This is a genomic window from Priestia sp. YIM B13489 (genome assembly GCF_042787645.1).
GTDB lineage: Bacteria > Bacillota > Bacilli > Bacillales > Bacillaceae_H > Priestia > Priestia megaterium.
The window spans coordinates 471,906-484,373 of record NZ_JBHZOQ010000036.1; the positions used below are offsets into that span (position 1 = coordinate 471,906).

Genomic DNA, 12,468 nt, shown 5'->3' on the forward strand with positions numbered 1-12,468 from the left:
ATCCGCATCAGCTGCAAATAAAAAGCCTTCCCAGCGGGAAGGCTTCACATTAGATTTCCATGATAATCGGTAAAATCATCGGTTTACGACGGGTTTTTTCATATAAAAATTGATTTAAACTTTCTCTCATTTTTAATTTTAATGAAGACCACTCGATCACTTTGTCTTCCATACACTTTTCTAAAATTTGCTGAACAATCTTCGTTGCTTCTTCTAAAAGCTTTTCTGATTCTCTTACATAGACGAATCCGCGCGAGATGATTTCTGGCCCCGCTACTACCGTTTTTTGGCGTTTATTAATCGTAACTACTACCGTTAAGATTCCGTCCTGTGACAGCAGCCTGCGGTCTCTCAGAACGATATTTCCAATATCACCGACGCCTAGTCCATCAATGAGCGTATTTCCTGCTTGAATAGAACCGCTAGGGTACATGCGAGCATCTTTAAACTCAACTCGCTCACCTTTTTCAAGCAAACAAATATGATCTTCTGATATTCCTAATTGACCGGCCAGCTTTGCATAAGCTTTTTGTTTTCGATACTCTCCATTCACAGGCATGACATATTTCGGCTTTGTTAAGTTAATCATAAATTTTAATTCTTCTTGACTGCCGTGTCCGGAAGCCTGCACTTTCTTCTGAGCAAACACTACGCTTGCTCCTAAACGAAAGATGACGTCAATTGTTTTTGAAAAGGTCGTTTCGTGCCCCGCCACAGGTGTAGCAGCCAGCAGGACCGTGTCATCTTGTTTGATTTGAATAAATTTATGGGACTGTTTAGCCATTCGAGTAAGACCTAAAATCGGCTCTCCGTGATGACCTGTTGTTAAAATAACCGTTTCATGTTCTGGAAGATCTTTTAGCTTTTGCACAGGAACAATTAAATCCTCAGGCAGCTGCAAATGTCCAAGTTTTGCTGCAATATCAATGATTTTCAGCATATTTTTTTCCATAACGATCAGGTTACGGCCGTGCTGATATGCGGCATGAATGATTTGCTGAATACGGTGCAGATTGGAACTGTATGCAGCAACAATGATTCGACCTTTGCTTTTATAAAAAGCGTCGGTAATATTTTGTCCAATGACGGCTTCGGAAACTGTATAGCCCGGCTTATCCGCATTTGTACTGTCTGAAAGCAAACACAGGACGCCTTGTTCCCCAATGGCAGCCATTTTTCCAATATCAGCGCTTTGAATGCTGACTGAATTTTGATCAAATTTAAAATCACCTGTATATACAATCGCACCTTGATTTGTTTGTAAACAAATACCGACTGAATCTTGGATGCTGTGCTGCGTTCTGAAAAATGAAATATCTACTCCTTCAAACGATAAAACCGTTGACGAAGTGATAGGATGTAAAGCTTCATATTTTTTAATTCCATATTCTTTTAACTTTTCTTTGATAAGTGCTAGCGTTAATTCTGTACCATATACAGGCACATCCAATTTTTGAAGTATAAAGGGAATAGCGCCAATTTGTTCTTCGTGTCCATGAGTAACAAATATGCCTTTTACGTTCTGCTGATTTTCTACTAAATATGTAATGTCCGGAATGACAATATCAATTCCTAACATTTCCCCTCCCGGAAACTTTGATCCTGCATCTAACACATATATGTTTTCATTGATTTCCACCACATACATGTTTTTTCCAAGTTCTCCGACTCCACCCAAGGCTGAAATTTTAATATTTTCTGTCTTTTCTAGTACCATAAGCTCCTCCTACTTACTTTCACCCGTACAATTTCATTTGCTTACATTATAACTGAAGTAAGAATTGGAATACAAGAAATTTCATTCGTCTATTTCCGTCATCTGCTCTTCTATTATCTTATAAGAAAAAAACGTCTCTTCATCGACTCGTATATACGGTCAATGAAGAGACGTTTAAAAAACATACTTATAGCTTATAGCGTATTTAATGTGCTGACTAACGTTTGGCGTTCTTCTTCCGTTAACGGAACTAAAGGTAATCGTACCGATCCTACGTCTAACCCTTTCAACTGTAAAGCCGTTTTAACAGGTGTTGGACTTGGAGCTGCAAAAAGAGATTTCATAACAGGTACAATACGCTGATGAATTTTTGCTGCTTCCTTCGGATTTCCTGACTCATACAGCTTAACCATCTCTTGCATTTCATTCCCAATAATGTGAGAGGCAACAGAAATAATACCAGTTCCTCCAATTGCTAGTACCGGTAGTGTTAAACCATCATCACCGCTGTATAAAGCAAAATCATTGCTTGTTTGTGCGATAATAGCTGTCATTGCGTCAAGATCTCCGCTTGCATCTTTTAACGCTACAACATTTGGCAGTTCAGCTAGGCGCACAATTGTATCAACAGACATATTGATCACGGATCGCCCCGGAATATTGTATAACATGACAGGCAGCTCTGTACTTTCAGCAATTGTTTTAAAGTGCTGATATAAGCCTTCCTGATTCGGCTTGTTGTAATAAGGTGCTACAATCATAATCGCATCTACGCCGATTTCTTCTGCCTTTTTCGTTAATTCAATTGATGCATACGTATTGTTGCTTCCTGTACCAGCCACAACAGGTACACGGCCGTCTACTACCTTTACTGAGTGGCGGAACAGCGCCAGCTTTTCTTCTGTTGAAAGCGTAGGGGATTCACCCGTTGTTCCTGCAATAACCAACGCATCCGAACCGTTGCTGATTAAATAGTTAATAAGCTGCGTTGTTTTTTCAAAATCAATATTTCCTTTATGATCAAAAGGCGTTACCATCGCTGTTGCGACTTTCCCAAAATCAATCATGTTTTCACTCCTTGAAATTGCATTATCCCTATTCATGTAATGAACCGTTAGCTTATAGCTAACGGAACATGTAGTTTATCTCTTTTGCGGTGCTTTTGACAAGTCAAAGGCACCATGAAGAGCATTAACGGCTTTCTTTAAATCCTCTTCTTTTACAAGCACCCAAATCGTCGTATGGCTGTCAGCAGATTGTAAAATCTGAATACCTTCGCCAGAAAGGGCTGTAACAATTTTAGAGGTAACACCAGGCACCCCTGCAATTCCTGCTCCAACCGTTGACACTTTGGCACAGTTGCGAATAACAGCCGGCTCATAACCTAGCGCATGAAGCACATCAATCGCTTTGTCAGTTGCTTCATCTGTTACCGTATATACAACACCCTTCGGTGAAATATTGATAAAATCTACGCTGATTTTTTCTTGTGCCATTGCTTTGAATACTTCTGCTTGCGTATCATAATGGCCTTCTTTACTAAAAACTTTAATTTGAGTGACGTTGGATACGTGCGCGATGCCTGTTACAAGGCGTTCTTGCACATCGCTGCCACGCTGCTGTGCTTCACCTTGAGATGTAACAAGCGTACCTGTTGAATCAGCATACGTGGAACGGACGCGCATCGGCACTTTGGCTTGCATGGCAATCTCTACGGCACGTGGGTGAACTACTTTTGCACCTTGATAAGCCATGTTGCATATTTCGTTATATGTGACAACGGATAGCGGTCTTGCATCTTCTACAATACGCGGGTCCGCTGTCATCACACCTTCTACATCTGTGAAAATGTCAATGTAATCAGCCATAAGGGCTGCACCTAAAGCTGAAGCAGATGTATCGCTGCCTCCGCGTCCAAGCGTTGTTGTATCACCTTCAGTAGTTGCCCCTTGAAAGCCTGTTACAACAACTACATCGTATTCTTCTAATTCTTTCAACAAACGGTCGCATTTCATTTCTAGTATCTTGGCATTGGTAAAATCATCATTCGTTACAAACCCGGCCTGTGCACCGTTTAACGCTGTAGCTTTAATACCATTTTCGTTTAATAAATTCGTAAACACAACCGATGAAATTAATTCTCCGCATGCCATAAGCATATCAAGCTCACGTTTATTAAGAGACGCTTTATTTCCATCAACAAGTGAAAGCAATGTATCCGTTGCATACGGCTCACCTTTTCGTCCCATTGCCGATACAACAACGACTACTTTGTAACCCTCACTTAATGCATTATTTAAATGATAGATTGCTCTCGCTCTTCCTTCTTCGTTACGAACGGAAGTTCCTCCAAATTTTTGGACGATTATTTTCATACTTACACCTCATCATGTTCCGAGACACCCTGGTTGCGCTTATTTTACTAAGCTAAGCTTAATAAGTGATTCTGCAATTTGTACAGAATTCCAAGCTGCACCTTTTAACAAGTTATCAGAAACGATCCACATATGGAAACCGTTATCGCGATCTAAATCTTTACGAATACGGCCGACAAACACATCTCGTTTACCTACACAATCTGCTGGCATTGGATATACTTGATTTTCTGGATCATCTTGCAATACGATACCAGGTGCATCAGCCAATAAATTTTTCACATCAGCTACCGTTACACCGTCTTTTTCAATTTCAATGTACACTGACTCTGAATGACCTGTTACAACCGGTAGACGAACACAAGTAGCAGCTACTGGCAATTCAGGCATGCTCATAATTTTCTTCGTTTCATTAATCATTTTCATTTCTTCAAATGTAAAACCGTTATCTTGAAATTTATCAATTTGCGGAATGGCATTAAAAGCAATTTGATAATGTTTTTTATCTCCACCAACCGGTAAAATTTCCGGTGTAAACTCTTTTTCTTCTAAAATAGCTTTGGCTTGTTCTTTTAATTCATTAATTGCAGCGGCGCCTGCTCCAGAAACGGCTTGATACGTTGATACTAGCACTTTAGATAAGCCGTATGTTTCGCGTAATGGCTGTAATGCTGCAACCATTTGAATTGTAGAGCAGTTTGGATTAGCAATGATTCCGTTATGTGCGTGTAATGCGTCTTCATTCACTTCCGGCACAACTAACGGGACATTTTCATCCATTCGATAAGCGCTTGTGTTGTCTACAACGATTGCTCCGCGTTTTACTGCCTCTGGTGCAAGTGCTTTTGAAATGCTCCCGCCTGCACTGAATAAAGCAATATCTACGCCTTCAAAGCTATCAGGAGTTGCTTCTTGCACAACAACTTCTTCTCCGTTAAACAACACTTTTTTACCAGCTGAACGAGCTGAAGATAATAACGTTAATTTACCAACTGGAAAATTACGCTCCTGTAGGGTTTTAATCATTTGTTGTCCTACTGCACCTGTTGCTCCTACTACTGCTACATGTAATTCTCTTGTCATTTTAATACCGCCTCCAACAATTTTCAACTACTCAACATTTATCTGCATATACTGACTATTTTAACATATTATTATGCTTCATTGCGTCAAAGAAGAGAAGATTTTTAAAATCTTCTCTTCTTTGAAATTGAGAGTTCTCTTACAGCCGCAGTATTGAATAGATTCATGCAACAGCAAGAGGCATATATGTCCTATGACTCTTGACCGTCGCGGAACCTTTCGACAATAACAGGCTGAATCTGTTTATCTTCAAGCGCTGCGTACACCGTGTCTGATAACATCGTCATACGCGCTACCATTGAATTCGGCTTAAACACCGGGTCATCTTGACCAAATGGAATAAAATAAATATTTTTAGTCGCCATTAGCCTCATTAAGTTTACACCATTTAGCCCTAGTGCGTCATTAGTCGAAATTCCCAGTACCACCGGCTTATTATTACGAAGCGTTGCTTTAGCTGCCATGAGTACCGGAGATTCAGTCATTGCATTTGCAAACTTACTCATCGTATTCCCAGTGATTGGGGCAACCACCATACAATCAAGCGGAATTTTCGGTCCTAGAGGCTCTGCTTTTACAATTGTATTGATGACGGCGTGACCCGTTAATTCCTCAATTTTTTTCACCCAGTCTTCTCCATCTCCAAAACGAGTATTTGTGGATTGTACAGTGTAAGAAACGACCGGTAACACTTCTGCTCCCAAATTAACAAGCTTTTCAATTTCCGGCATAACCGCATCATACGTACAGTGAGATCCCGTCAAGCCGAATCCTATTCTTTTACCTTTTAATGACATTATTTTTTCTCCTCTCTCGCATCCGCAGCGTCTTTTAATAAATTCACTAATACATTAGCGACAATCTGACCTGCTGTTTTTGGAGCCACAATTCCTGGAAGACCAGGTGCTAAAATAGCTTTAATTCCTCGTTTTTCCGCATAGCGGAAATCGGTTCCTCCAGGCTTTGAAGCTAAATCAATAATGAGCGCATGGGTCGGGACATTAGATAATGTCTTAGCCGTTAAGATGGGGTATGGAATGGTGTTAATACATATATCACTATCAGCAATTTCTTTATCGAGTTCAGAAAGATAGAAAGGTTGCAAACCCATTTCAGCAATACGTGCTAAATGTTCAGATTTTCTAGCTCCTACTTTTACATTGGCACCGAGTGCAGCAAAGGACCTCGCCACGCTCATTCCTACTCTTCCTAAACCTAGAACAGAAATATTTGAACCGTGAATGGTAAAATCCGTATGTTGAATAACAAGCATGATGGTACCTTCAACAGTAGGAATAGAGTTATAAATTGCTACATCATCACGCTCAAATAGCTGAACGAGTTTACGGTTTGTCGTTTTGACTAATTCGTTTAAATACCCATTGCTAATACCAGAATAAATAATGCAGTGCTCAGGCGTTTTTTTAAGTATTTCTTCAGTCAGCACTACTTTTTCATTTGAAAAAATAGTATCTACTTGCCCTTCGTGATTTGTTCCAGGCACTGGAAGGATGATGGCGTCAACATCTGAAAAATCCAGCTCCTCTATCTGATATTTCGTCGCACCTGTAAAACCATGATCTAGCTGATCAAAACCAATAAGAGAGGTTTTTGCATCTAATTGAATTAATTTTCGAATGACTTCAAGCTGCCTAGCATCACCGCCAATTACAGCTATGTGCAAATCCGTTAACATGTTTCATTTTCACCTTCTTTAACATTAAATAGATGTATCTTTCGCTTAAACCATCGAGATGTAAAGTGCTATCATTACGCCCTAGAATGCCTATTGCTTTTCTTCAACATACTATGTAAACACACAGGAATCGGTGAATCTTTATCCCTGAAAATAAAAGAAACGAGATGCAGGAAGCATCTCGTTTCTTATTTTGTTGACTGATTGTTTATGTCTTCTAGCTGCTGGACATTTACAATCACCATATCTGTACCAATTTTTTCGATATTCCCCCACGGCACTCGCACTTCATCTCCTTGCTTTCGAAGCCCAAACCACTTCACAGATGGAATAATAAGCGCATTAATTTGTCCCGTATGCTCATTAATTTCAAGATCCGTTTGCCCTAAAATACCCAAACGCTCTGCTCGCTTAACATCTACAATTTCTTTTCCACTCAGTTCGCTTAATCTCATAGAATCCCTCCTTTCATCTAATTTATTGAACAACCGTACAAAAAATGACAAAAAAATAAGGCTGGCTCAATTATTTTAGCCAACCTTACTTTTACTGTTTAATTTCCTTTAAAACCTTTAGGTAAATCTCCACTCGGGCTTATTAGCGAAAGAGCAAATTCATCTTTGAAAATATCTCGCGCAAGACCATTTACACTATCTTTAGTCACGGCATTAACAAGATCTAAAATCTCATCTAATGAACGGTGATAGCCTAGCATTAACTCATTTTTTCCGTTTCTGCTCATACGGCTATTTGTACTTTCAAGGCTCAGCATTAAGTTTCCTTTCAGCTGCTCTTTGCTGTTAGCAAGTTCTTTATCCGTAATCCCTTTGTCTTTCAAATCATAAAGCGTTTCTTGAACCGTATCATATAATACGTCGAGCTGATGGCTTCCCGTTCCCCCATAAATCGTGACAAGACCGCTGTCTCGATAAGAAGAATGATAAGAGAAAACAGAGTAAGCCAAGCCGCGCTGTTCGCGAACTTCTTGGAACAAACGACTGCTCATACTTCCACCAAGCACGTTATTTAATACAATTAAGCTATATACATCTTCTCCGCCGATTGGCAAACCTTTAAAGCCAAGGCAAAGGTGAGCTTGTTCAGTCTCCTTTTTGCGCGCAATATGATTTGTATGGAACTCTGGCTGAACATATTGATGAGCGGAGTGACTTGACGTATATGTACCAAAATAGTTTTCCACCTGCTGAATAAAACTTTCATCAATGTTTCCAGCTACTGAAATAACGATGTTTTCGGGAATATACATTTGCTCCATATACTGACGAAGCGAATCACCGTTAAATGTTTTTAACGTATCTTCCGTTCCTAAAATTGGATAGCCTAATGGATGATTGCCATATACGGCTTTTCCTAATAAATCGTGTACAATATCATCAGGTGTATCTTCATACATTTTAATTTCTTCATATACAACATTTTTTTCACGAGCTAATTCCTCTTCATCAAATGAAGAATTAAAGAACATATCCGCCAGCACATCGAGCGCTTGATCTGCATGTTCATCTAATACTTTTGCATAGTAACACGTGTATTCTTTAGAAGTGAATGCATTTACTTGTCCGCCAATGCGGTCGAAGCTTTCTGCAATTTCACGAGCAGATCTTGTTTTTGTTCCTTTAAAAAACATATGTTCAAGAAAATGTGATACACCATTAATTTCAGGGTGTTCACTTCGAGAACCCGTTCCGATCCACACCCCAATGGCCACAGATCGAACAGTTGGGATATTTTCCAATACAATTCTTACACCATTTTTGCACGTATATCGTTTTATCAAGCTAGTGCCTCCCTTTTGCTTATCTCACTTACTTCTTAGTAGAAGAAGGTATTTTCATCATTCGTTCTTCATCTAGCATTGTTGACACATCGCTAACTTTGAGGCCTTTGCGTTCAATATCGGTTAACAATTGGTCAAGCGATTCAGCCGTTGATTCAGTCGGGTGCATCAGTACAATAGCCCCTGGGTGAATCTTTTTCATTACTCGATTAATTAACACTTCTGAACTTGGCTTTTGCCAATCGATTGTATCAACCGTCCACATGATGGTACTCATTTTTAACTGAGAAGCAAGCGTTACTACTTCGGGGCGAAAACTGCCGCTCGGCGGAGCAAACCATTTTACTTTTTGTCCCGTAGTAGACGTAATAATATCATTCGTTTTTTTAAGCTGCTGATTGATTTGACTAGCCGATAAAGTAGCCATATCAGGATGAGAATAAGAGTGGTTTCCTACTTCATGCCCTGCGTCTACAATCATTTTTGCCATATCTGGATTATTTTTAACCCATTTTCCTTCTAAAAAGAAAGTTGCTTTAGCATGGTGCTTTTTTAGCACTTCTAACATTTTAGGCAAATACTCGTTCCCCCATGCTACGTTCACTGTAAACGATACCATAGGCTTTTCATCGTGTCCACGGTAGATAGGTTCCTGTGGTAAATCCTTCAAGTGAACCTTTGGTCTAACCTGTTTGTACACTAGTTTTTTTTCATCAAATTTACCCGCAGGTTTCATATTTTTATAAGAAGCAGCAAGATCAACTTTTATGCCGTTATAGCCAGGAACCCGTTTCCAAACGGGATCGATTCGTGCATTCGCTGCCGGCTTTTCATAATCTTTTGCTTTTTCTTCAATCTTTTGATATAACGCATCATGCTGAGCTGATACAAGTTGTACATCGGATTTAAGTGCTTCTATATATGCTTCAGCAAAAGGATTATAAATAGATTTATATGTAATTGCCAGTAAAAATAGAAATGCTGCAAATTGCACAATGGTTCTCTTCACTTATCCTTCCCCCTTTACCATTTAAAATATGTATAAAGGGGACAAGGTAGAACAAACATCTACAAACGATAAAATCGCCCTACACATGGATTTTCTTCATGTATGGACGATTTCACAATATCTATATAGTAGTAAAAGAAGATTATTTTGTTTCTTTTGCTTTTTCTTCTTTTTCTTTTTGTTCTTTTAAAATTGCTTTACGAGATAAGTTAACGCGGCCTTGTTTATCAATTTCCATAACCTTAACTAGAATCTCGTCGCCAATTGATACAACGTCTTCCACTTTTCCAATACGCTCTTCTGCAAGCTCTGAAATGTGAACAAGCCCATCTTTTCCGCTGAAGATTTCTACAAATGCACCGAATTTTTCAATTCGTTTTACTTTTCCTAAGTACATTTGGCCGACTTCAACTTCGCGTACAAGATCTTCAATAATTTTCTTCGCTTTTTCATTCATTGGCTGATCAATAGAAGAAATGAAGATTGTACCATCTTGTTCGATATCAATTTTAACGCCTGTTTCTTCGATGATTTTATTGATTTGCTTGCCGCTTGGTCCAATAACATCACGAATTTTATCAGGGTTAATAGCCATTGTAAGGATCTTAGGCGCATATTGAGAAAGCTCTTGACGAGGCGTAGCAATCGTTGACATCATATGATTTAAGATCTGCATACGGCCTTTTTTTGCTTGTTGAAGGGCTTCTTCTAAAATTCCACGAGATAACCCGTCAATTTTAATATCCATTTGAAGCGCAGTTACTCCATTTTCCGTACCTGCTACTTTAAAGTCCATATCTCCTAGGTGATCTTCCATTCCTTGAATGTCCGTTAGAATCGAGTAGTGTTCACCTGATTTGATCAGACCCATGGCAATCCCTGCTACAGGTGCTTTAATGGGAACCCCAGCATCCATCATTGCAAGCGTACTTGCACAAATACTCGCTTGTGAAGTAGAACCGTTTGACTCTAATACTTCAGATACAAGACGAATTGTATAAGGGAAATCTTTTTCATTTGGAATAACAGGCTCAAGTGCACGTTCACCTAGCGCACCATGTCCAATTTCACGACGACCCGGTCCGCGCATCGGTCTAGTTTCACCAACACTAAATGAAGGGAAGTTATAGTGATGCATGAAGCGTTTAGATTCTTCTACACTTAAACCATCTAAAATTTGCACATCGCCAAGTGCACCTAATGTACAGATGCTAAGCGCTTGAGTTTGTCCACGCGTAAATAATCCAGAGCCGTGTGTACGAGGAAGCAAGTTTGTTTCAGAAGAAAGTGGACGAATTTCGTCAATACTACGGCCATCAGGACGCACTTTTTCTTCTGTGATCAAGCGACGCACTTCACTTTTAACAAGCTTCGATAAAATTTCATTCACTTGATTTAGTACTTCTTCTTCTACATCTTGCTCTTCAAATTTTGCAGCTACTGCGCTTTTTACTTCTTTAATCGCATTTTCGCGCGCATGCTTTTCTTGAACTTGAACGGCACGGTTCATGTCACCTTCTGCAATTTCGCGAACTTGACGCTCAAGGTCAGCATCCACAGTATAAAGCGCAACTTCTACTTTTTCTTTGCCTACTGCTGCTACAATTTCTTCTTGGAACGCAATTAACTTTTTAATTTGCTCGTGTCCAAACATAATTGCTTCTAGCATTACTTCTTCCGGTACTTCATCAGCGCCTGCTTCAACCATGTTGATCGCATCTTTTGTACCAGCAACCGTTAGATGAATATCGCTTTTTTCAAGCTCATCTACCGTTGGGTTTACAACAAATTCATTGTCTACACGGCCTACGATTACGCCTGCAATAGGACCTTCAAATGGAATATCAGATACTGATAATGCTAATGAAGAACCGAACATTGCCGCGATTTCTGAAGAACAGTTTTGATCTACGCTCATTACAACGCTGACAACTTGAACTTCGTTTCGGAAACCATCTGCGAATAAAGGACGAATCGGACGGTCGATTAAACGGCTAGCCAAGATTGCTTTTTCACTTGGTCTGCCTTCACGCTTAATGAATCCACCTGGGATTTTACCGACTGCATATAAACGCTCTTCATAGTTTACTGTTAACGGGAAGAAATCTACATTTTTAGGCTCTTTTGAAGCCGTTGCTGTACTTAATACAACTGTGTCTCCATAGCGGATTAATGCTGCGCCATTTGCTTGTTTTGCCAACTGGCCAACTTCAACTTCTAGCTTTCGTCCAGCTAGATCTACGGAGAACACTCGTTTTTCTTGTTCCATATCGACGAGTACCCCTCTCTACATATAAAATATGTATGTAATCAAATGTGATAGTTTTATTATAAACGAAATATCCAAAAACAATAGCTTTTTTCACATTATGTAGCATCTTTAATGTTTCTTAAATGTACATACTAAAAAAGCGGGAATGCTCCCGCTTTCTTCTTATTATCGACGTAAACCAAGTTTGTTGATTAACTCACGATAACGAGTAACGTCTTTGTTACGTAGGTAGTTAAGTAAGTTACGACGTCGACCTACCATTTTTAAAAGACCACGACGTGAATGGTGATCCTTTTTATGAGTACGTAAGTGACCGTTTAGATTGTTAATTTGCTCTGTTAGGACAGCGATTTGAACTTCTGGAGAACCAGTGTCGTTCGCATGAGTTTTGTACTCACTAATGATTTCATTTTTACGCTCTTGTGTGATAGCCATCCTATTCACCTCCTTATTATTAAACCCCAGTTACCGAGCAAAACGTTGGTGAATCGTAATGCCAAGCAATGGTTGTTTTACAT

General features: G+C 39.5%; 11 protein-coding genes. All 11 read right to left on the reverse strand.

Annotated elements, in window-relative coordinates; genetic code table 11:
• Nucleotides 1–49 precede the first annotated feature (49 nt).
• Nucleotides 50–1,717, reverse strand: a complete 1,668-nt coding sequence (locus ACFX4W_RS04230) for a ribonuclease J (RefSeq protein ID WP_025750285.1) — start codon at nt 1,715–1,717, stop codon at nt 50–52.
• Nucleotides 1,718–1,911: 194 nt separating this feature from the next.
• A complete protein-coding gene (gene dapA / locus ACFX4W_RS04235; RefSeq protein WP_043976529.1) occupies nt 1,912–2,784 on the reverse strand; it encodes a 4-hydroxy-tetrahydrodipicolinate synthase in 873 nt (290 codons plus the stop codon).
• Nucleotides 2,785–2,859: 75 nt separating this feature from the next.
• Nucleotides 2,860–4,092 (reverse strand): aspartate kinase, encoded by a 1,233-nt coding sequence (gene dapG, locus ACFX4W_RS04240; RefSeq protein WP_013084757.1) that lies wholly within the window; start codon nt 4,090–4,092, stop codon nt 2,860–2,862.
• A gap of 39 nt (nt 4,093–4,131) precedes the next feature.
• On the reverse strand, nt 4,132–5,175 hold the full coding sequence (asd, locus tag ACFX4W_RS04245; protein WP_013058824.1) for an aspartate-semialdehyde dehydrogenase: 1,044 nt from the start codon (nt 5,173–5,175) through the stop codon (nt 4,132–4,134).
• Nucleotides 5,176–5,366: 191 nt separating this feature from the next.
• Nucleotides 5,367–5,972, reverse strand: a complete 606-nt coding sequence (locus ACFX4W_RS04250) for a dipicolinate synthase subunit B (protein ID WP_025750286.1) — start codon at nt 5,970–5,972, stop codon at nt 5,367–5,369.
• Nucleotides 5,972–6,871, reverse strand: a complete 900-nt coding sequence (gene dpaA, locus ACFX4W_RS04255; protein WP_013058826.1) for a dipicolinic acid synthetase subunit A — start codon at nt 6,869–6,871, stop codon at nt 5,972–5,974. The genes ACFX4W_RS04250 and dpaA overlap by 1 nt, the downstream gene beginning before the upstream one ends.
• Before the next feature lie 188 nt (nt 6,872–7,059).
• A complete protein-coding gene (locus ACFX4W_RS04260; RefSeq protein ID WP_043976526.1) occupies nt 7,060–7,326 on the reverse strand; it encodes a YlmC/YmxH family sporulation protein in 267 nt (88 codons plus the stop codon).
• 98 nt (nt 7,327–7,424) lie between these two features.
• Nucleotides 7,425–8,669 (reverse strand): M16 family metallopeptidase, encoded by a 1,245-nt coding sequence (locus ACFX4W_RS04265; RefSeq protein WP_028411394.1) that lies wholly within the window; start codon nt 8,667–8,669, stop codon nt 7,425–7,427.
• Between the two features lie 28 nt (nt 8,670–8,697).
• Nucleotides 8,698–9,678, reverse strand: a complete 981-nt coding sequence (locus ACFX4W_RS04270; protein ID WP_377559246.1) for a polysaccharide deacetylase family protein — start codon at nt 9,676–9,678, stop codon at nt 8,698–8,700.
• Between the two features lie 142 nt (nt 9,679–9,820).
• Nucleotides 9,821–11,947 carry a polyribonucleotide nucleotidyltransferase gene (gene pnp / locus ACFX4W_RS04275; protein WP_043976524.1) on the reverse strand — a complete coding sequence of 709 codons (2,127 nt, stop codon included), beginning with the start codon at nt 11,945–11,947 and terminating at the stop codon, nt 9,821–9,823.
• Nucleotides 11,948–12,115: 168 nt separating this feature from the next.
• Nucleotides 12,116–12,385 (reverse strand): 30S ribosomal protein S15, encoded by a 270-nt coding sequence (gene rpsO / locus ACFX4W_RS04280; protein ID WP_013058831.1) that lies wholly within the window; start codon nt 12,383–12,385, stop codon nt 12,116–12,118.
• Nucleotides 12,386–12,468: the final 83 nt, after the last annotated feature.